This is a genomic window from Pseudomonas trutticola BRTCR10 (assembly GCF_056155105.1).
The window spans coordinates 5,622,406-5,641,946 of sequence record NZ_CM149552.1; the positions used below are offsets into that span (position 1 = coordinate 5,622,406).

The following is a 19,541-nucleotide window of genomic DNA, read 5'->3' on the forward strand; positions in this document are numbered from 1 at the left end:
TTACTGTATTTGTCGCCACATGATACGACGGCTGCCGCCGCCGGATTTTTCCACCAGGGTGGTAATGCCGCCACTGGAGTCGTTCACAATCTTGCGCGTTGCGCCGTTGACGATAGCGTTCAGGGTCGGAATGCCACCGGTGAATATCACGCCACTGGAAATCGTGTCATTGCTGTCGACCACACCATCGTTGTTGGTATCGAGCACCGCGTAGTTGAGCATCTTACCGCTGAACGCATCGAGTTCGACCAGTTTGCCAGTGCCGAAGCTGGAACAGGGGTCGGTGGTGTCGACGCTCGCCGTGGTGAAGATGATCCGCCCAAGCACCAGACTGGCCTGATTGATTACCCGCTCGCCAGTCAGCGCGTTGTTATACACCAACGGCAGGTACCAACCCTTCTCGCCCGGGTACGTCGTGTCGTTCTGGGTCGTGGTGATGAATTGTCCGGTACTGCCAGAGAACACGCCCGTCACTGCCTGTGCCTGCAAACTGCTGACGGTGAGCTGCCCCGAGCCGCCATCGGCATCCCACACCGAGTAGAACGCCTGCAAATCCTTGTTGGTCTTGTCGGCGGTTTCGTTGAACTTGCCGGTGCCGACGAAAATCTGTTTGCCGCCCAGAGAATTGTCAGCCAGCAACGGTTGCGCAGTAATTGGCTGAGTCGCCCCACCCGCCGTTGTGAATAACGGCTTGCCGGAAAACGCCACGCCCCAACTGTCGGTCGATGTCGCGCTCAGGTCGAACTTCCACAGTCGCCCTTTCAAGTCACCGCCATAGGCAGCCTGCACGACATTTTGCGAATTGACCTTGAGCTTCACCGAGGACAGGCCGTTGGTGGTTTCCGTACTGTCGATGACGATTTTCTTGATCAGTGACCCATCCCGCACATCCAGCACGTACAGCGCCGCCACGCCCGAGTTGCTGCCGTAACCGTTGGCGATAAAGGCTGCCCAACGCCCATCGGCCAAGCGTGCCACTTCCGGCCGCGCATAGGCGTAACCCAGATCATTAAAAGCGTTGGCGGTGCTGGCGGTGGCCGGTGCACTGACTTCCCAAAGTGCGCGAAGGACGTTGCCTGCCGAAGCGTCGAACAGTTGCAATGCATAGAATGTCTTGCCGCCAGCACCGGTGCCGCCGATGGCGAGGGTTTTCCAGGCACTGTTGAGTTGCGCGTCAAACACGCCAACCTGACCGTCCACCAGAAACTTGTGGCTGACGCCGTTGATGTAGGTCGGATCGGCAATCAGGCGCAGAGACGGCAACACGCTGGACGGCATGTAGGCGTAACGCCGGGTGCCGTTGGCCGAGTTGATCACGTTGACGAAACCGTCGTTGGCGTTCACCACCAGACTGGCACTCATGTTCGCCGCCTTAGTGGTCAGGTAACTGGTGTAAGTGGTATCGCCAGACAGGTCGGAGGCGGTTTTATCCGTAGGTGAAGCCAGCACCAGTGGCGAGTTGATGATGTCGCCCAGCAACACACTGCGCACCTTGAGCCCGGTCTTGTTGGTGCCTTTGCTCCATTCCACCAGATCATTGCCGGTGATGCCGGTGGGCAGACCTTGGCCCAGCGTGGTCTGTTGTGTCGCGGAAAAATTGCCGTAAGCCAGCGTCACCGCCGCGTTACTGGTGGTATTCCACGACTGGTAAGCCGGCGCGGTAGCGCTCGGAACGATGGTGGTGTCGGTGGTCCAGAGGGTCGCAGATGTATTGACCGCGCCCGCCGAGTTAAAGCCGAAGGACTTGATCGTGCCACGCCAGTCCTTGGGGTCGTAACTGGTCTGGAAATAACTGGTGCCGCTGGCCAGCGTGGTGCCGCTGGTGACACCACTGCCCCCGGAACCGGCCTTGGAGGTGATGTCGCTGAGTGCCGACGACAATGCGGCATTGAGACCGGTGCTGTCGGTCGCCTGATAGTAGCGGCCCTGCCCGTAACTCGCCGCATCCGAGAGCATGTCGTTATCAGCGGTGAAACCCACGGTGTAGGTGTTCATGTTCTGCTTGGGAAAATCCACCGCGTTCCAGCTCTTGCCTGCCGCGTCGGTGCCGGTCGAGCGCATGTCGATATCGAAGGCGAATTTGGCGATGTCATCCAGATACAGTGTGTCGCCTTCGTTATCGCCATTGAGGTTATTGCCGTCATTGTTGACGCCGTCCCAGTTCGGCAATCGGGTACCGCCGAGCGGATCGTTAGTTGGAAAGGTTCGGTCATAGGTCGGCAAGCCGTCAGTAATCACCACGCCATAGTTTCTCTGGCAGCGGTACTGAATCGGGCTGGTATAGGTGGCTGGCGTGGAGTTGTAATACGGCGCCATGCCGCGCATGTAGCGGGTGATTTCGTAATAGGTTTCGGCCAATGGCGTGTTGGCAACGGCACTCAAGTTATTGATCGCTGAAATGAGCGCGTTGTAGTTGGTGTCCGCCTGGGCCTGGGTGACGCTACCGGAGACTGGCGACAGATCGGCGATGGAGCGGGCAATGTAGCCGCCATTGCCGGAGTTGTTGCTGGTGGCCGGATTGAACGTCGACAGGCCCATGCGCAGGGTCCGGTTACTGGTAACCAGCGCCGTGGAAACGTTGCGCGCAACGTTGATGCGGTAGTCGTTGGGGATTGCCCCGTTGGTGAAATCCCGGGTGCCGTTATTGATGGCCAGCCCGACCACGTAAGAAATGTAATCCCCTGAATAGCGGGTGTTGCCGCTGCCCACAGGATCCGGCAGTTTCAGGCATAGCGGCGCCAGGCTGTTGTTGTAGAACGCGTATGCCCCGCCGGAACATCCCGAAGTCGGCAAGCTCGATAGAAATATCGGATCACCGGTGATCGCCGTCGAACTCAGGCACAAGCCGAGCAAGGCGTTACATTGCCGGGCCGGTGTGCGATCGACAGTCGGATCGAACCCCGCCGCGTAAATGATGCTGTTCATACTCCCCGAGTCGTCGATCAGCAGCATGACGTTGGGTGGCACCGCCGCCGCACTCAGCAGCGGCGAGTCGGACGGCGTGAACGCCCAGGCCGGTGCGGCCAGATACAAACTCATCAGTATGCCAATCAGCAGCGATCCGCAGCGTTCAATACTTCGCATAGACACTCTCCACCACGCTACGCGAAGTGCCGGCAATGCCGACAGCGGTCACCCGATACAGCGTTGCCGAAGTGTTGCTCGGTACATTGACGGCGGTGAGTGTCGTCCCGATGTTCTGCACACCATAAAAGCCATTGCCCGCTGCGATCCAGGTCACCCCCGAGGTCGAATTGAGCCCCGCCGCACTGACCACTGATGACTCTGCCGGAGGCGCACATTGCGTCGTGCCGCTGCACACCGCCAACGAATAACTGTCCAGTTGCACTGCGCTCTCGCCCACGCGCAACGCTGCTTCGGCGGTCTGGAACGACTGATTGCGCAGGCTCACGCTACCGGCCATTTTTTCCTGCAGGTTGGCACTCTGCATCGACGACAGCCCGATCAGCGTCAGCAGCAGCAGAAACACCAGACTGACCAGCAGCACCATGCCGCGCTGTGCCTGACGCTGATGCAAAGAAATCATCATCGCTCAGGCCCTCATTGCAAGCGGTTGCGCAAGGCGGCAACCACGTTGAAGGTTTGATTGCTCACCCGGTTATTCGGATCGGTGAGGGTCAGGCTCAGACGCACACTGCGAATACGTGCCGGATCGCTGGGATTGACGCTGTAAGTCGATGCTGCGACATCCGTCGCAGAACTGGCCAGACCAAACGTCACGTTGAACGCACTGACGTTGTTGACCAGCACCTGCTGGGTTGGCGTACCGCTGCCGGTACCCATCAGGATCTGGTTGTTACTGAAGTTGTAGATCAGACGCCGGATCGGGAAAGCGATCTGCCCGGTCGCCGGACTACGCAAGCCGGTATAGGCCGTCGCGCTGTTACGGCAATCGGACAGCACCGTCCAGGTAGGCGTGCCACCGCCACTGCCGACATCCGAGGTCACCAGGGTCAGTTTGAGATTGGCATTGTCCCAACTGATCGGTGTGATCTGCGCCGCATTGAAATCCCCGGCCGTGCTCGAGTCGGTGATAGTGCCCAGGCATCCGAACATGCCCACCATGCGTATTTCCTGAATCATCTTGCTCAACACAAAACGTGCGTCCTCCTGCATGGCGGCGGCGCTGTTCTGACTGACATAGGTGTTTTTTGCCGCGATGAACGTCTGCACCACGCCCAATACCACGATCAGCCCCAGTGCCAGAGCGATCAGCAATTCAATCAGACCGAAACCCTGGTTTTGGCGCTTCATGGTGTGGCCACCGGATCCACCGCAGCGCGGCTGCTCAGCACGAAACTGCGCTGGGCACTGGCGGTATTCGCGGCCCGGGCGTCACTCCAGGTGATGGTGATCGTGTAGACCCGTTGGTTGAGCGTGATGCTGCCGGTGGCCGTCGGCCCGCCGAAATTGACGATGTTGGTGGTGAAGTCGTAGAGATCCTGATCACGTGTCACGCCGAGGTTACCGGAGGTCGGTGGCGTGACCGTGTAATCGGCGCCTGAGTTGGCGCGGATGCGGTCCATCATGTCGTAGGCGATGAAACTGGCCTGACTGGTCATGCGTGAACTGTCGGTGTACTTCAGTGCATTCAATTGCACCGCCGCCGCCCCCAGCAGTCCGACCGTCAGAATCAGCAACGCGACCAACACTTCAATCAGCGTCATGCCTTGCTGTACGCCCTTGCTCCCTGCCCTCATCCGCAACTTCCACCCAGTTGAATTCGTCCGTTCAAACACACGTTCAGCGTCCTGCTTTGCGTGCCCAACGTGTAACTGATGGCCACCGCCGTGGACGGCGCCGCCAGACCTCCCAGATTGTTGAAATCCAGCGCGGTCACTCCAGAGGTTAGCGTCAGAGTCGCACCACTGCTCATTGCCGGAACAACCCGCAACACATTGGCCGGAGTGCCAGTACTGTCGTAGACCGACAATTCGCCGGTCCAGACGCTGCCCCCGGCGGTTGGACGCAGGCGGGTGGTCACGCCTCGATCAATGGCCTCAAGTCTTGCGAAATTGATTGCCCGCTGCAGGTCGCCCATTTCCGTATCGGCTTTGCTGCCTTGTATCGAGCGGGTAAATGCCGGCACCGACAGAGTGATCATGATCACGAAGATGGCAATCGCGACCAGCAACTCGATCAGCGTGAAACCTTTTGTACGATGATCCATCGGTGCCCTCCGTTGCCGTCGGCTATACCTGCTTCTACACGCTAGAACATTCAACCGACCTGTGTCGGTTGATTTGCCCTGCCCGGCGCACGGATCGCGTCAACCACCGCACTCCATGGAGGGAGTTTTCATGTCGCAACAGGGATTCAGCCTGATCGAACTGCTTATGGGACTGGCGATTGGCGCAATTGTTCTGCTGCTGGTCAGTCCGGCGTTTGCCACACTCACGGAGTCGAACCATCGGGATGAGGCCGCGCAATCCCTGCTCTACGGTATTCGCCATGCCCGAACGCTGGCGCTCACCCACAATCAGAGTGTGGTGATTCATGCCATCAACGGCGACTGGGGTCAGGGCTGGCGGATCGTTCTGGATATCAGCGGCAAGGGGCCGGGAGACAGCAGCAATCCGCTGCTGGTAGAGCGTGCGATTGACGCGAAGGTGCCCATTGTCGGCAACTGGTCGGTGAGTCGTTATGTGCGGTTCAGCAATCTGGGCCAACCGCTGATGCCCGGGCGGGCCTTTCAGGCAGGGACTTTACATGTCTGTTCGATTCGCGAGCCGGTCAGCCAGCATCAGATCGTACTGGCGGCGACCGGTCGGGTGCGCCTGGGCAGTGACAAGACTGAACAGGCGCTGTGTCAGAAAACCAAAAACGTCAGATCGAACGGACGCGCAGCTCTTTAGGCATCGAGAACGTGATGTTCTCTTCGCGACCGGCCAGCTCATCGGCACCGGTAGCGCCCCAGGCCTGCAACTGCTGAATCACACCACGCACCAGGACTTCCGGAGCAGAGGCACCGGCGGTGATGCCGATGCGCTCGACGCCATCGAACCAGCTCTTTTGCAGGTCTTCGGCGCCGTCGATCAGGTAGGCCGGTGTGGCCATGCGTTCAGCGAGCTCACGCAAGCGGTTGGAGTTGGAACTGTTCGGGCTGCCGACCACCAGCACCACGTCGCATTCATCGGCCAGTTGCTTGACCGCGTCCTGACGGTTTTGCGTGGCGTAGCAAATGTCGTCCTTGCGTGGGCCGCCGATAGCCGGGAAGCGCGTGCGCAAGGCATCGATGACCCGGCTGGTGTCATCCATCGACAGGGTGGTCTGGGTGACAAAGGCCAGTTTTTCCGGGTTATGCACTTGCAGTTCGCCGACGTCTTTTTCGTCTTCGACGAGATAGATCGCGCCACCGTTGCTGGCGTCGTACTGACCCATGGTGCCTTCGACTTCCGGATGACCGGCGTGGCCGATCAGGATGCATTCACGACCGTCGCGGCTGTATTTCGCCACTTCGATGTGCACCTTGGTCACCAGTGGGCAAGTGGCGTCAAACACCTTCAGGCCACGGCCGGCGGCTTCGGTGCGCACGGCTTGCGATACGCCGTGAGCACTGAAAATCACGATGACATCGTCCGGCACCTGATCCAGTTCTTCGACGAAAACCGCGCCACGACTGCGCAGGTCTTCGACGACGAACTTGTTGTGCACCACTTCATGACGCACGTAGATCGGCGGCCCGAAGACTTCCAGGGCGCGGTTGACGATTTCGATCGCCCGGTCCACGCCGGCGCAGAAGCCACGGGGGTTGGCGAGTTTGATTTGCATGCTGTGCCTCGTGTCTTGCGCGCAAGAAAATAGATCATTGCAGTCCCTGTGGGAGCGGGCTTGTTGTGGCGAGGGGGTTTATCCCCGATCGATTACGAAGCAATCGTAAAACCCGACAGCGCTTTCCCGTTAAAGATCTCGGTGCCTGATTTTGGGAAGCTTCGCCCCCCATCGAGGATGAATCCCCTCATCACAACAAGTCCACTTCCACAGTGGTTATGCGTTGTTGCTTACAGCGCTTTGACGTTGATGATCTCGACGTCAAAGGTCAGCGTCTTCCCCGCCAGCGGGTGGTTGAAGTCGACGGTCACTTGCGCGTCATCGAATTCTTTCACCACGCCCGGCAGCTCAGTATTGGCCGCATCGTTGAAGATCACCAGCAAACCCGGCGACAGTTCCATGTCGGCAAACTGCGAACGCGGAATAACCTGCACGTTCTGCGGGTTCGGCTGGCCGAAGGCGTTTTCCGGCTCGACGGTCAGCGTACGCTTGTCACCGGCCTTGAAACCGAACAGCGCCGCTTCGAAACCCGGCAGCAGGTTGCCGTCGCCGACCTTGAAGGTCGCCGGGGCCTTGTCGAACGTACTGTCGACGGTGTCGCCGTTCTCCAGGCGCAATGCAAAGTGCAAAGTGACTTCCGTGTTCTGGCCGATGCGTTGCTCAGCCAATACCTGTTCAGTCATGAACGGCTTCTCCGGTCTTTTTACTTTTGAACATATCCAGTGCCAGCATCACCGCACCCACGGTGATGGCGCTGTCGGCGAAGTTGAACGCCGGGAAGTACCAGCGATTCTGCCAGTGCACCAGAATGAAATCGATCACATGGCCCAGGGCAATGCGGTCATACAGATTGCCCAGCGCCCCGCCCAGCACCAGCGCCAAAGCGATGGCCAGCCAGGTTTCGTTACGGCCAAGACGTTTGAGCCAGACCACCAGCACCGCACTGACCACAATCGCGATCAGGGCGAACAACCAGCGCTGCCAGCCGGAGCTGTCAGCCAGGAAGCTGAACGCAGCGCCGGTGTTGTAGGCCAGGGTCCAGCTGAAGTAATCGGGAATGATCACGATCTGCTGGAACATTTCGAGCTTGCCTTCGAAGTAGAACTTGCTGGCCTGGTCGATGACCAGAACCAGCAAACTCAACCAGAGCCAGCTCAACCGTCCGAAACGGCCAAGGGAATCAGGCATAGTGACGAACCTCGCCTGCGCCGCTGATGTTGTCGACGCAACGACCGCAGATCTCCGGATGCTCCGGGTTCACGCCGACGTCTTCACGGCAGTGCCAGCAACGGGCGCATTTCGGGAAGGCCGATTTGACGATCTGCAGCTTCAGGCCGCTGACTTCGGTGACCACCGCGTCAGCCGGAGCCTGTACAAACGGCGCGACGCTGGCGGTCGAAGTGATCAGAACGAAGCGCAGTTCGTTGCTCAGCTTGGCCAGATCGGCGCTCAGCGCCTCTTCGGCGAACAGCGTCACTTCGGCCTGCAGGTTGCCACCGACGGCCTTGGCCGCTCGCTGGATTTCCATCTCTTTGTTGACCGCAACCTTCACTTCCATGATGCGATCCCAGTAGGCACGACCCAGCTCGAAGCCTTCCGGCAGCTCGGTCAGACCCTCATACCAGGTGTTGAGCATGACGGATTCATTGCGCTCGCCCGGCAGGTACTGCCACAGCTCATCGGCGGTGAACGCCAGGATCGGTGCGATCCAGCGCACCAGCGCTTCGGAGATATGGAACAGCGCGGTCTGGCACGAACGACGAGCCTTGCTGTCGGCGCCAGTGGTGTACTGACGGTCCTTGATGATGTCGAGGTAGAAACCACCCAGCTCCTGCACGCAGAAGTTGTGGATCTTCGAGTAGACGTTCCAGAAACGATATTCGCCGTAATGCTCTTGCAACTCGCGTTGCAGCAGCAGGGTGCGGTCTACCGCCCAACGATCCAGCGCGAGCATTTCTTCAGCCGGCAGGATGTCAGTGGCCGGGTTGAAGCCGGTCAGGTTCGAGAGCAGGAAGCGCGCGGTGTTACGGATACGACGATAGGCGTCCGCGCTGCGTTGCAGGATCTGTTCGGAAACCGCCATTTCACCGGAGTAGTCGGTCGAAGCCACCCACAGACGCATGATGTCGGCGCCCAGAGTGTCGTTGACTTTCTGCGGCGCGATTACGTTGCCCAGCGACTTGGACATCTTGCGGCCGGACTCGTCGACGGTGAAACCGTGGGTCAGCAGCTCGCGGTACGGCGCGTGGTTGTCGATGGCGCAACCGGTCAGCAGCGACGAGTGGAACCAGCCACGGTGCTGGTCGGAACCTTCCAGGTACAGGTCGGCACGCGGGCCGGTCTCGTGGCCCATCGGATGCGAACCGCGCAGGACGTGCCAGTGCGTGGTACCCGAATCGAACCAGACGTCGAGGGTGTCGCTGATCTTGTCGTACTGCGGCGCTTCATCACCCAGCAGTTCGGCGGCGTCGAGCTTGAACCAGGCTTCGATGCCTTCGACTTCAACGCGCTTGGCGACTTCTTCCATCAGCTCGACAGTGCGCGGGTGCAGTTCGCCGCTTTCCTTGTTGAGGAAGAACGGGATCGGCACGCCCCAGTTGCGCTGACGGGAGATGCACCAGTCCGGACGGTTGGCGATCATCGAGTGCAGACGCGCCTGGCCCCAGGCCGGAACGAACTTGGTGTCTTCGATGGCTTTGAGCGAGCGCACACGCAGGGTGTCGCCGCTGACCGGCTCTTTGTCCATGCCGATGAACCACTGCGCGGTGGCGCGGTAGATCAGCGGGGTCTTGTGGCGCCAGCAGTGCATGTAGCTGTGCTCGATGACGGTGGTGTGCATCAGCGCACCGACTTCGGTCAGCTTGTCGACGATGGCCGGGTTGGCCTTCCAGATGAACTGACCACCGAAGAATTCCAGCGACGGCACGTAAACGCCGTTGCTTTGCACCGGGTTGAGGATGTCGTCGTTGACCATGCCGTATTTCTTGCAGGTCACGAAGTCATCCACACCGTAGGCCGGGGCGGAATGAACCACGCCGGTGCCGGCGCCCAGTTCGACGTAGTCAGCCAGATACACTGGCGACAGACGGTCGTAGAACGGGTGACGGAAGTTGATCAGTTCCAGTTCTTTACCGGTGGTGGTCGCGATGACCGAGCCTTCGACGCCATAGCGCGCCAGGCAGGCCTCAACCAGCTCTTCTGCCAGCACCAGCAGCTTGTCGCCGATATCAACCAGCGCGTAGTTGAATTCCGGGTGAACGTTCAGTGCCTGGTTGGCCGGGATGGTCCACGGGGTGGTGGTCCAGATCACGATCGAGGCAGGCTTGCTCAGCGACGGCAGACCGAACGCGGCGGCCAGTTTGGCCTCGTCAGCGATCGGGAAAGCCACGTCGATGGTCGAGGACTTCTTGTTCTCGTACTCGACTTCGGCTTCGGCCAGGGCCGAACCGCAGTCGAAGCACCAGTTCACTGGCTTGAGGCCCTTGAACACGAAACCGCCCTTGACGATTTCGGCGAGGGCACGGATTTCACCGGCCTCGTTCTTGAAGTCCATGGTCTTGTACGGATTGGCGAAGTCGCCCAGCACGCCGAGGCGGATGAACTCGGTCTTCTGCCCTTCGATCTGCTCGGTGGCGTAGGCACGGCACAGTTCGCGGGTCTTGTCCGCGCCCAGGTTCTTGCCGTGGGTCACTTCAACCTTGTGCTCGATCGGCAGGCCGTGGCAGTCCCAACCCGGAACATACGGCGCGTCGAAACCCGAAAGGGTTTTCGAGCGGATGATCATGTCCTTGAGAATCTTGTTCAGTGCGTGACCGATGTGGATCGTGCCGTTGGCATACGGAGGGCCGTCGTGCAGGACGAACTTCGGACGATCCTTGCCAATCTCGCGCAACTTTCCGTACAGGCCAATACTGTCCCAGCGCTGCAGGATCTGCGGTTCGCGCTGTGGCAGGCCGGCCTTCATTGGGAAGGCGGTGTCCGGAAGGTTAAGCGTGGCTTTATAGTCGGTCATTTAAGGCTCTTCATTAGCGATGGGCGCTAGGTGCGGCTAGTGCACGGGCGGTGGCGACATCCGCATTGATCGCCGTTTTCAATGCCTCCAGGGAGGCGAATCGCTGCTCTTCACGCAGCTTTTGGTGGAAAACCACCGTCAAACGCCGGTCATACAGATCGCCGGCAAAATCTAAAAGATGAACCTCAAGGTGGGCCTTGCCATCACCTTGCACCGTGGGCCGCACGCCGATATTGGCGACGCCGGGCCAGGTTTTGCCGTCAATATCGACATCCACCAGATACACCCCGGTGAACGGCACGCGACGACGCTTGAGTTGAATGTTGGCCGTGGGCGTACCCAGTTGCCGGGCCAGTTTCTGGCCATGCAGCACGCGACCGGCGATGCGGTACGGACGGCCGAGCAAACGTTCGGCCAAGGCAAAATCAGCGGCGGCCAACGCGTTGCGCACCTGGGTGCTGCTGACGCGAATGCCGTCCAGCTCGACGGTTTGCGCAGCTTCAACGGTGAAGCCGTGAACTTGCCCGGCCTGCAACAGAAAATCGAAATCGCCGAGGCGATCGCAGCCGAAGCGGAAGTCGTCACCCACTTCCAGATGTTGTACGCCGAGGCCGTCCACCAGAATGGTATCGACGAACTCACTGGCGCTGAGCTTGCTCAAACGCTGGTTGAATGCCAGGCACAGAACCCGGTCAACGCCTTCGGCCGCCAGCAGTTGCAGCTTGTCGCGCAACCGGGCCAGACGCGCCGGCGCGGTCTCTGGCGCAAAGAATTCCCGTGGCTGCGGCTCGAAAATCACCACGCAGCTGGGTACGCCCAACTCATGCGCACGCTCACGCAGTCGGGCCAGGATAGCCTGGTGACCACGGTGAACACCGTCAAAGTTGCCAATAGTGGCGACGCAGCCCCGATGCTGGGGGCGCAAGTTGTGGAGGCCTCGAACCAGCTGCATAACGCGCTTCTTGCTCATAAAGTGGTCGATTATAACCACACCCGACGGTCGACGACAGGCAACACCGTAACGCAAAGTGATCGAGCCGACAAAACTGCCGGCCCGCGCCCGTTCATAAAGGGTGAAACCTCAGCTCAAGGCCTTGCGATTGAAGTCGCGCAGACGGAAACCGAGCAGCAGCAACATGCCGAAATACGCAACCACACCGGCAACCACCAAAGCGCCAAGACGCAGGAAGCGCTCAAGCATGTGGCCTTGATCCCACGCGGGCATGAAATGCATGCCGATCAGCAATACTGCGGACATTACCGCCACAGCCACTACCAGTTTGAAGCCGAACATGTACCAACCCGGTTGCGGTTGATACATCTTTTGTTTGCGCAATTGATAGAACAGCAGCCCGGCATTCAGGCACGCGCCGGCACTGATCGCGAGCGCCAGGCCGGCGTGCGCCAACGGGCCAATCAATACCAAGTTGAATAATTGAGTGACCACCAAGGTGAAGATCGCGATTTTCACCGGAGTACGAATGTTCTGTTGCGCATAAAAGCCCGGCGCCAGCACTTTGATCACGATAATCCCGAGCAGACCGACAGAATAGGCAATCAGCGCCCGCTGGGTCATTTCGGCATCGAAGCCACTGAACTGACCGTACTGGAACAGCGATACGGTCAACGGTTCAGCGAGAATCCCCAGCGCCAGTGCACACGGCAGCACCAGCACAAAGCACAGACGCAGACCCCAATCGAGGATTCGCGAATACTCATGGCGATCCTTGCTGGCGTAGGTTTTCGCCAGCGTCGGCAGCAGAATGGTGCCCAGCGCCACGCCGAGCACGCCGGATGGCAATTCCATCAAGCGGTCGGCGTAATACATCCACGACACCGAGCCCGCGACCAGAAACGAGGCGAAGATGGTGTTGATAATCAGCGAAATCTGACTGACCGACACGCCGAGGATCGCCGGCAACATCTGCTTCATTACCCGCCAGACACCGCTATCGCGCAGGTTCAGACGCGGCAACACCAGCATGCCGATCTTTTTCAGGTGCGGCAGTTGATAAAGCAGTTGCGCCAGACCGCCCACCAGCACGGCCCAGCCCAAGGCCATGACCGGCGGATCGAAGTACGGCGTCAGGAACAGCGAAAACACGATCATGCTGACGTTAAGCAGGGTCGGCACAAACGCCGGCACCGAAAAGCGGTTCCAGGTATTGAGAATCGCACCGGCCAGCGACGACAGCGAGATCAGCAATATATAAGGGAACGTCACCCGCAACAGATCGGAGGTGAGCTGGAATTTTTCCGGTGTGTCGGTGAAACCGGGCGCCGTGGCCCAGATCACCCAGGGCGCCGCGATCATACCCAGCGCAGTGACCACGGCCAACACCAAGGTCAGCAACCCCGAAACGTAGGCAATGAATGTGCGTGTCGCCTCCTCGCCCTGTTGGCTTTTGTATTCGGCCAGAATCGGCACAAATGCCTGCGAGAAAGCGCCCTCGGCGAAGATCCGCCGCAGCAGATTGGGCAATTTGAAGGCAATAAAGAAGGCATCCGTCGCCATCCCGGCGCCGAATGTGCGAGCAATCAGCGTGTCACGAACAAACCCCAAAACACGGGAAAGCATCGTGATAGAGCTGACGGCGGCCAACGATTTGAGCAGATTCATTGAGGGAATTTGTGCCTGTCGATAAACAGCAGGCGAACAAAGCGCCTACTTGTGCGATACTCCGCGCCGCAGCAGCACAGAGCCAAAGCTCGCGAGTTTACAGGTCAAGCGCCGGAAATAAATATCCCGCCTCTTTATACCTACCACTTAGCGGAACGTTTCAAGTGCCCTTGACAAGACTTCAACTCATCGGCATGATTCGCGGCCTATTTTGTTTGCTATTTCCTAAAAAGTCTTTCGAGGAGCTCGACGGTGGCCAACTCACCTTCCGCCAAAAAACGTGCAAAACAGGCTGAGAAGCGTCGCAGCCACAACGCCAGCCTGCGTTCCATGGTTCGCACCTACATCAAGAATGTAGTTAAAGCCATCGACGCAAAAGACGCTGAAAAAGCTCAAGCTGCATACGTTCTGGCTGTGCCAGTTATCGACCGTATGGCCGATAAAGGCATCATCCACAAGAACAAGGCTGCTCGCCATAAGAGCCGCCTGAATGGCCACGTTAAAGCGCTGAAAGAAGCTGCTTAATCGACGTAGTCATTAAAAAACCGACCTCAGGGTCGGTTTTTTATTGCCTGCGATTTGGTAAATCCCGCTCATAAAAAATGGGAGGGGACTCATCCCCTCCCACATTGCACATCTGATTTGCGCGTTATTGCTGAACCGGCACCCACGGCAGAATCGGGATGGCGGTCACCGCATTCTGCGGACTACCCTCGATCACGCGATCGCTGTAGACCAGATACACCAGCGTGTTGCGCTTCTTGTCGAGGAAGCGCACCACCTGCATGGTCTTGAACACCAGCGACGTGCGCTCCTTGAACACCTCGTCACCATCCTTCAGCTCACCTTTGAACTTGATCGGACCCACCTGACGGCAGGCGATCGAGGCTTCGGCGCGATCCTCAGCCAGACCCAAGCCACCTTTCACGCCCCCAGTCTTGGCGCGCGATAGATAGCAGGTCACACCCTCGACCTTCGGATCATCAAACGCCTCGACCACGATCCGATCATTTGGACCGACAAGCTTGAACACTGTCGATACCTGACCGATTTCTTCGGCCGAGGCCAGCAACGGCAACGCCATCAACAGACCCAACAATCCTTTTGCTATACGCATCAAGTTTTCCTTAAACCAGAATCAGGTTGTCACGATGAACCAATTCCGGCTCAGCCATGTAACCCAGCAAACCGACAATCGCCTCTGACGACTGACCGATAATTTTTTGCGCTTCCAGCGCACTGTAATTGGCGAGACCACGGGCGATTTCACGACCATCCGGCGCCACACAGACCACCATCTCACCGCGACGGAAACTGCCCTGCACCAACTTCACACCCACTGGCAGCAAGCTCTTGTTGCCTTGGGATAACGCCGACACCGCCCCATCATCCAACACCAGCGTGCCGCGAGTCTGCAGATGCCCAGCCAGCCACTGCTTGCGCGCCGCGAGCATGCCACGCTCAGGCGACAGCAAGGTGCCGATACGCTCACCCGCCTTCAGGCGATCAAGTACACGCTCAAGACGCCCACCGACAATGATGGTATGCGCACCGGAACGCGCAGCCAGACGCGCCGCACGCAACTTGGTCTGCATGCCGCCCCGCCCCAGCGCACCGCCAGTTCCACCCGCAACCGCATCCAGAGCCGGATCATCGGCGCGAGCCTCATAAATCAGCTGAGCCTCGGGATTGTTACGCGGATCAGCGTCGAACATGCCATCGCGATCCGTGAGAATCACCAGCAAATCGGCTTCAACCAGGTTGGCCACCAGCGCTGCCAGCGTGTCGTTGTCACCAAAACGGATTTCATCGGTGACCACGGTGTCGTTTTCATTGATCACCGGAATGACTTTCAGCTCGACCAGCGCACGCAAGGTGCTGCGGGCGTTCAGGTAGCGCTTGCGATCGGAGAGGTCGTCGTGAGTCAGGAGAATCTGCGCAGTGTGCCGACCATGCTCGGCGAAGCTCGACTCCCAAGCCTGCACCAGCCCCATCTGGCCAATTGCCGCGGCCGCCTGGAGCTCGTGCATCGCACTGGGTCGTGCGGTCCAGCCCAAACGGCTCATGCCGGCCGCCACTGCCCCTGAGGACACCAGCACCAACTCGACGCCGGCCTCATGCAAGGCCACCATCTGCTCGACCCAAACACTCATTGCCGCACGATCCAGCCCTTTGCCATCAGCTGTCAGCAAAGCGCTGCCGATCTTCACGACCCAACGCTGCGCACCTGTCACCTTGCTCCGCATCATCTTCAACCTTAGCTTGAGGGCAGCGCGACCCAGCGCCACCCATGACGTTATTTGTGACTTGCGATTTCCAGATACTAAAACGCCGCTCGATTGAGCGGCGCTTAAGTTTACTGCAACGAATCAGTCGCGCACGTAAATGATTTCCGGACCGTCTTCGTCATCCACATCTTCTTCGTCCCAATCATCGTCACCGATGTCATGGACCGACTTCACGCCGCTACGACGCAGGGCACGCTTGTCATCCAGCGCCTGCAATTGCGCGCGAGCTTCGTCTTCGATGCGCTGGTCGAGATCGGCCAACTCTTCTTTGTAAGCCGGATCATTGGCCAGACGATCAGCACGATCTTCCATGTAACGCATGATGTCATGGCACAGACGCTCGGTACCGATCTTGGCGATCGCCGAGATCACGTAAACCGGACCGGTCCACTCCAGGCGATCAACGATTTCCTTGACACGCTCTTCGTGCTCTTCTTCAAGGATCTGGTCGCACTTGTTCAGCACCAGCCAGCGATCACGCTCAGCCAGGGACGGGCTGAACTTGATCAGTTCGTTGACGATCACTTCCGCGGCATCCGGTGCACTGGTGTCATCCAGCGGCGCCATGTCGACGAGGTGCAGCAACAGACGCGTACGCGCCAAGTGCTTGAGGAAGCGGATACCCAGGCCAGCACCGTCGGAAGCACCTTCGATCAGACCCGGAATGTCGGCCACGACGAAGCTCTTCCAGCGATCGACGCTGACCACACCGAGGTTTGGCACCAACGTGGTGAACGGGTAGTCGGCAACTTTCGGCTTGGCGGCAGAGACCGAGCGAATGAAGGTACTTTTACCGGCGTTCGGCAAGCCCAGCAGACCCACGTCAGCCAGTACTTTCATTTCCAGTTTCAGGTCACGCTGCTCACCCGGCTTACCCGGCGTGGTCTGGCGTGGCGCACGGTTGGTACTGGATTTGAAACGGGTGTTACCCAGACCGTGCCAACCGCCCTGTACGACCATCAACTTCTGACCGGCCTTGGTCAGGTCGCCGATGACTTCCTGAGTCGCCGAGTCGATCACGGTTGTGCCGACCGGAACGCGCAGGATCAGGTCCTCACCTTTCTTGCCGGTGCAATCGGTGCTGCCGCCGTTGGAACCACGCTCGGCATCGAAGTGCCGGGTGTAACGGTAGTCGACCAGGGTGTTGAGGTTTTCGTCAGCCATCATGTAGATAGAGCCGCCATCACCACCATCACCACCGTTCGGACCACCGTTTTCGATGAACTTTTCCCGACGGAAACTCATGGCGCCATTGCCGCCATCACCAGCCTTTACGCGAATCGATACTTCATCAACAAACTTCATAACCAACGCCTCTCGCCATACGGACGAGCCGAAAAACAATCAAGACATAAGACTCTTGCAAAAATGAGCGCAGCGACCCCAAAACACGACCTGCATCGCACGCCGACAGCCCATACAAACAGTTTTGCAAGAGACTCACCCCACAAACGAAAAAGCCCCGTCGCAAGACAGGGCTCTTCCAGCGATCTCGCGATTAAGCCGCGACAACGCTCACGTAACGGCGGTTGAACGCGCCTTTTACTTCAAACTTGATCACGCCTTCGATTTTAGCGAAGAGGGTGTGATCCTTACCCATGCCTACACCGTAACCGGCGTGGAATTGGGTACCGCGCTGACGCACGATGATGTTGCCCGGAATGATTTTCTGGCCGCCATACATCTTGACGCCAAGGCGTTTGGCTTCTGAGTCGCGACCGTTACGGGTACTACCACCAGCTTTTTTGTGTGCCATGAGTTCAATTCTCCTAGTGAGGAATTAGGCTGAAATTAAGCCTGAATACCGGTGATTTTGATCTCGGTGTACCACTGGCGGTGGCCCATACGCTTCATGTGGTGCTTACGACGACGGAACTTGATGATGCGGACTTTATCGTGACGACCTTGGGAGATCACTTCAGCCACAACAGTAGCGCCAGCAACAACTGGAGCGCCGATGTTCACGTCGTCGCCATTGGCAACCAACAGAACGCGATCAAAGGTAACGGATTCGCCGGTAGCGACTTCCAGTTTTTCGATCTTCAGGTATTCACCTGGGGCGACTTTGTACTGCTTGCCGCCAGTAACGATTACTGCATAAGACATGGTATTTCTCCGATAATCCTGCTCACCCAGCTCTTTATAAGAAGAGGTATTGGCTGGCATGGCTGCATGGGGCTGGAAGGCCCGCTTGCAATTGCGTAAGGCAGGTGCTGCCCAGGAAGTTCAGGGTGCGCGATTGTACGCAAGGCGCCGCAGGCTTGCAAGTAGCCGTCCATCGCGCCTTGACAGGTCTGGATGGGGGTCCTAGCATGCCGCGCAACCCTTCTGGAGCGACTCTCGCTGATGCAACCCCAAGCTTTCTACCGCGCGGTGGCGGACGATTTTAGCGCCGTCGACGGCATCATCAAGAAGCAGCTGACTTCCCGAGTGCCGCTGGTATCGAAAATCGGCGATTACATCACCTCGGCCGGCGGCAAACGTCTGCGTCCTTTATTAGTGCTGCTGTGTGGCAAGGCCCTGGGTCGCGAAGGCGACGACATGCGCCTGCTCGCCGCCACCATCGAATTCCTGCACACCGCGACCCTGCTGCATGACGACGTCGTCGACATGTCCGGCATGCGCCGTGGCCGCTCGACCGCCAACGCCATGTGGGGCAATGCCCCGAGCGTGCTGGTCGGCGATTTCCTGTACTCACGCTCGTTCGAGATGATGGTCGAACTGGGCTCGATGCCGGTCATGAAGATCCTGTCCCAGGCCACGCGCATTATCGCTGAAGGCGAAGTGTTGCAGCTGTCCAAGGTTCGTGACGCCAGCACCACCGAAGAAACCTACATGGAAGTCATCCGCGGCAAGACCGCGATGCTTTTCGAAGCCTCGACCCACAGCGCCGCCGCGCTGGCCGGCGCCACCGCCGAGCAGAGCGAAGCCCTGCGTACCTTCGGTGATCACCTGGGCGTGGCGTTCCAACTGGTCGACGACCTGCTCGACTACAAGGGCGACGCCGAAACCCTGGGCAAGAACGTCGGTGACGATCTGGCCGAAGGCAAACCGACCCTGCCGCTGATCTACACCATGCGCGAAGGCACGCCTGAACAGGCAGCCCTGGTGCGTCAGGCGATCCAGAAAGGCGGGATCGAAGATCTGGAAAGCATCCGCATCGCCGTGGAAGCTTCCGGTTCTTTGGAATACACCGCGCAACTGGCCCGTGATTACGTGGCCCGTGCGATCAAGTGCCTCGACGCGCTGCCGGCCAGCGAGTATCGCGATGCACTGGTTGAACTGAGTGAGTTTGCGGTCGCCCGCACACACTGATCATCCCGAGCAATCAAGGGCCGCAGCCTTCTCCGAAGCCTGCGGCTTTTTGTTGCCTGCCCGCTTGCCGCTAAAACCTTATACAATGTGCGACTTTTAGCGATCCACATCCCAAGGAGCCTTAGTGAGCACGTTGCCACCCTGCCCGAAATGCAATTCCGAATACACCTATGAAGACGGCGCGCAACTGATCTGCCCGGAGTGCGCCCACGAGTGGTCGGCCAATGGCGAAGCCGAAGTGGCCTCTGATGATGCAGTGAAGAAAGATTCGGTGGGTAACGTCTTGCAAGACGGCGACACTATCACCGTGATCAAGGACTTGAAGGTCAAGGGCACCTCGCTGGTGGTCAAGGTCGGCACCAAGGTCAAGAACATCCGCCTGTACGATGGCGACCATGACATCGACTGCAAGATCGACGGTATCGGCCCAATGAAACTCAAATCCGAGTTCGTCAGAAAAGTCTGAACCTGTTGTGATCCATCCCGCGCCCGACGTGGGATGGAGCTTCACCCT

General features: G+C 58.8%; 20 protein-coding genes. 4 read left to right on the forward strand and 16 right to left on the reverse strand.

What is annotated here, in order from left to right; all coding sequences use genetic code 11:
* The 5 genes from ACVVH8_RS25530 to ACVVH8_RS25550 are packed head-to-tail and all read right to left on the reverse strand — an operon-like array spanning nucleotide 1 to nucleotide 5,191.
* A complete protein-coding gene (locus ACVVH8_RS25530) occupies nucleotides 1-3,084 on the reverse strand; it encodes a pilus assembly protein (RefSeq protein ID WP_213026626.1) in 3,084 nt (1,027 codons plus the stop codon).
* On the reverse strand, nucleotides 3,071-3,550 hold the full coding sequence (locus ACVVH8_RS25535; protein ID WP_103303589.1) for a pilus assembly PilX family protein: 480 nt from the start codon (nucleotides 3,548-3,550) through the stop codon (nucleotides 3,071-3,073). The genes ACVVH8_RS25530 and ACVVH8_RS25535 overlap by 14 nt, the downstream gene beginning before the upstream one ends.
* 11 nt (nucleotides 3,551-3,561) lie before the next feature.
* Nucleotides 3,562-4,275 (reverse strand): PilW family protein, encoded by a 714-nt coding sequence (locus ACVVH8_RS25540; protein ID WP_475226982.1) that lies wholly within the window; start codon nucleotides 4,273-4,275, stop codon nucleotides 3,562-3,564.
* Nucleotides 4,272-4,721, reverse strand: coding sequence for a type IV pilus modification protein PilV (gene pilV, locus ACVVH8_RS25545; protein WP_103303591.1), 450 nt, complete (start codon nucleotides 4,719-4,721; stop codon nucleotides 4,272-4,274). Before pilV ends, ACVVH8_RS25540 begins: the two co-directional genes overlap by 4 nt.
* Nucleotides 4,718-5,191 (reverse strand): GspH/FimT family pseudopilin, encoded by a 474-nt coding sequence (locus ACVVH8_RS25550; RefSeq protein WP_475226985.1) that lies wholly within the window; start codon nucleotides 5,189-5,191, stop codon nucleotides 4,718-4,720. Before ACVVH8_RS25550 ends, pilV begins: the two co-directional genes overlap by 4 nt.
* Before the next feature lie 130 nt (nucleotides 5,192-5,321).
* Here ACVVH8_RS25550 and ACVVH8_RS25555 point away from each other — a divergent pair, with 130 nt between their 5' ends.
* On the forward strand, nucleotides 5,322-5,876 hold the full coding sequence (locus tag ACVVH8_RS25555; RefSeq protein ID WP_103303593.1) for a GspH/FimT family pseudopilin: 555 nt from the start codon (nucleotides 5,322-5,324) through the stop codon (nucleotides 5,874-5,876).
* Here ACVVH8_RS25555 and ispH read toward each other — a convergent pair.
* The 6 genes from ispH to murJ all read right to left on the reverse strand — a co-directional run bounded on the left by ispH (nucleotide 5,848) and on the right by murJ (nucleotide 13,424).
* Nucleotides 5,848-6,792 carry a 4-hydroxy-3-methylbut-2-enyl diphosphate reductase gene (gene ispH, locus ACVVH8_RS25560; RefSeq protein ID WP_475226988.1) on the reverse strand — a complete coding sequence of 315 codons (945 nt, stop codon included), beginning with the start codon at nucleotides 6,790-6,792 and terminating at the stop codon, nucleotides 5,848-5,850. The genes ACVVH8_RS25555 and ispH overlap by 29 nt on opposite strands.
* A 230-nt stretch (nucleotides 6,793-7,022) precedes the next feature.
* Nucleotides 7,023-7,460, reverse strand: coding sequence for an FKBP-type peptidyl-prolyl cis-trans isomerase (fkpB, locus tag ACVVH8_RS25565; RefSeq protein ID WP_177431389.1), 438 nt, complete (start codon nucleotides 7,458-7,460; stop codon nucleotides 7,023-7,025).
* Nucleotides 7,461-7,467: 7 nt separating this feature from the next.
* On the reverse strand, nucleotides 7,468-7,980 hold the full coding sequence (gene lspA / locus ACVVH8_RS25570) for a signal peptidase II (protein WP_103303596.1): 513 nt from the start codon (nucleotides 7,978-7,980) through the stop codon (nucleotides 7,468-7,470).
* The gene (gene ileS, locus ACVVH8_RS25575; protein ID WP_103303597.1) at nucleotides 7,973-10,804 is read right to left on the reverse strand and encodes an isoleucine--tRNA ligase; all 2,832 of its coding nucleotides are present in this window, start codon (nucleotides 10,802-10,804) and stop codon (nucleotides 7,973-7,975) included. The genes lspA and ileS overlap by 8 nt, the downstream gene beginning before the upstream one ends.
* A 13-nt stretch (nucleotides 10,805-10,817) precedes the next feature.
* Nucleotides 10,818-11,756 (reverse strand): bifunctional riboflavin kinase/FAD synthetase, encoded by a 939-nt coding sequence (gene ribF, locus ACVVH8_RS25580; RefSeq protein WP_177431386.1) that lies wholly within the window; start codon nucleotides 11,754-11,756, stop codon nucleotides 10,818-10,820.
* Between the two features lie 129 nt (nucleotides 11,757-11,885).
* Nucleotides 11,886-13,424, reverse strand: coding sequence for a murein biosynthesis integral membrane protein MurJ (gene murJ / locus ACVVH8_RS25585; RefSeq protein ID WP_475226990.1), 1,539 nt, complete (start codon nucleotides 13,422-13,424; stop codon nucleotides 11,886-11,888).
* 252 nt (nucleotides 13,425-13,676) lie between these two features.
* Between murJ and rpsT the strand changes: the two genes are divergently transcribed.
* Entirely contained in the window at nucleotides 13,677-13,949 is a 273-nt protein-coding gene (rpsT, locus tag ACVVH8_RS25590) for a 30S ribosomal protein S20 (protein ID WP_003228351.1), read from the forward strand.
* A 124-nt stretch (nucleotides 13,950-14,073) separates the two neighbouring features.
* Here the strand turns inward: rpsT and ACVVH8_RS25595 are convergent, their stop codons facing one another.
* The 5 genes from ACVVH8_RS25595 to rplU all read right to left on the reverse strand — a co-directional run bounded on the left by ACVVH8_RS25595 (nucleotide 14,074) and on the right by rplU (nucleotide 17,818).
* Nucleotides 14,074-14,541, reverse strand: coding sequence for a CreA family protein (locus ACVVH8_RS25595; RefSeq protein ID WP_103303600.1), 468 nt, complete (start codon nucleotides 14,539-14,541; stop codon nucleotides 14,074-14,076).
* A 10-nt stretch (nucleotides 14,542-14,551) separates the two neighbouring features.
* Nucleotides 14,552-15,670, reverse strand: coding sequence for a glutamate 5-kinase (proB, locus tag ACVVH8_RS25600; protein WP_103303601.1), 1,119 nt, complete (start codon nucleotides 15,668-15,670; stop codon nucleotides 14,552-14,554).
* Between the two features lie 123 nt (nucleotides 15,671-15,793).
* Nucleotides 15,794-17,017, reverse strand: a complete 1,224-nt coding sequence (cgtA, locus tag ACVVH8_RS25605; protein WP_103303602.1) for an Obg family GTPase CgtA — start codon at nucleotides 17,015-17,017, stop codon at nucleotides 15,794-15,796.
* A 193-nt stretch (nucleotides 17,018-17,210) separates the two neighbouring features.
* Entirely contained in the window at nucleotides 17,211-17,468 is a 258-nt protein-coding gene (rpmA, locus tag ACVVH8_RS25610) for a 50S ribosomal protein L27 (protein WP_003176049.1), read from the reverse strand.
* Nucleotides 17,469-17,503: 35 nt separating this feature from the next.
* Nucleotides 17,504-17,818 (reverse strand): 50S ribosomal protein L21, encoded by a 315-nt coding sequence (rplU, locus tag ACVVH8_RS25615; RefSeq protein WP_007950961.1) that lies wholly within the window; start codon nucleotides 17,816-17,818, stop codon nucleotides 17,504-17,506.
* A gap of 240 nt (nucleotides 17,819-18,058) precedes the next feature.
* Between rplU and ACVVH8_RS25620 the strand changes: the two genes are divergently transcribed.
* Both ACVVH8_RS25620 and ACVVH8_RS25625 read left to right on the forward strand, forming a co-directional pair.
* Complete coding sequence (locus ACVVH8_RS25620; RefSeq protein WP_007950962.1) at nucleotides 18,059-19,027, forward strand: polyprenyl synthetase family protein; 969 nt, start codon at nucleotides 18,059-18,061, stop codon at nucleotides 19,025-19,027.
* Nucleotides 19,028-19,151: 124 nt separating this feature from the next.
* Nucleotides 19,152-19,493: a zinc ribbon domain-containing protein YjdM gene (locus tag ACVVH8_RS25625; protein ID WP_475226992.1), complete on the forward strand. Its 342-nt coding sequence runs from the start codon at nucleotides 19,152-19,154 to the stop codon at nucleotides 19,491-19,493.
* Nucleotides 19,494-19,541 lie beyond the last annotated feature (48 nt).

Coding starts and splice junctions, on each gene's coding strand:
- ACVVH8_RS25530 (WP_213026626.1), bottom strand. CDS start 3,084: ATGCGAAGTATTGAACGCTGCGGATCGCTGCTGATTGGCATACTGATG.
- ACVVH8_RS25535 (WP_103303589.1), bottom strand. CDS start 3,550: ATGATGATTTCTTTGCATCAGCGTCAGGCACAGCGCGGCATGGTGCTG.
- ACVVH8_RS25540 (WP_475226982.1), bottom strand. CDS start 4,275: ATGAAGCGCCAAAACCAGGGTTTCGGTCTGATTGAATTGCTGATCGCT.
- pilV (WP_103303591.1), bottom strand. CDS start 4,721: ATGAGGGCAGGGAGCAAGGGCGTACAGCAAGGCATGACGCTGATTGAA.
- ACVVH8_RS25550 (WP_475226985.1), bottom strand. CDS start 5,191: ATGGATCATCGTACAAAAGGTTTCACGCTGATCGAGTTGCTGGTCGCG.
- ACVVH8_RS25555 (WP_103303593.1), top strand. CDS start 5,322: ATGTCGCAACAGGGATTCAGCCTGATCGAACTGCTTATGGGACTGGCG.
- ispH (WP_475226988.1), bottom strand. CDS start 6,792: ATGCAAATCAAACTCGCCAACCCCCGTGGCTTCTGCGCCGGCGTGGAC.
- lspA (WP_103303596.1), bottom strand. CDS start 7,980: ATGCCTGATTCCCTTGGCCGTTTCGGACGGTTGAGCTGGCTCTGGTTG.
- ileS (WP_103303597.1), bottom strand. CDS start 10,804: ATGACCGACTATAAAGCCACGCTTAACCTTCCGGACACCGCCTTCCCA.
- ribF (WP_177431386.1), bottom strand. CDS start 11,756: ATGCAGCTGGTTCGAGGCCTCCACAACTTGCGCCCCCAGCATCGGGGC.
- murJ (WP_475226990.1), bottom strand. CDS start 13,424: ATGAATCTGCTCAAATCGTTGGCCGCCGTCAGCTCTATCACGATGCTT.
- ACVVH8_RS25595 (WP_103303600.1), bottom strand. CDS start 14,541: ATGCGTATAGCAAAAGGATTGTTGGGTCTGTTGATGGCGTTGCCGTTG.
- proB (WP_103303601.1), bottom strand. CDS start 15,670: ATGCGGAGCAAGGTGACAGGTGCGCAGCGTTGGGTCGTGAAGATCGGC.
- cgtA (WP_103303602.1), bottom strand. CDS start 17,017: ATGAAGTTTGTTGATGAAGTATCGATTCGCGTAAAGGCTGGTGATGGC.
- rpmA (WP_003176049.1), bottom strand. CDS start 17,468: ATGGCACACAAAAAAGCTGGTGGTAGTACCCGTAACGGTCGCGACTCA.
- rplU (WP_007950961.1), bottom strand. CDS start 17,818: ATGTCTTATGCAGTAATCGTTACTGGCGGCAAGCAGTACAAAGTCGCC.
- ACVVH8_RS25620 (WP_007950962.1), top strand. CDS start 18,059: ATGCAACCCCAAGCTTTCTACCGCGCGGTGGCGGACGATTTTAGCGCC.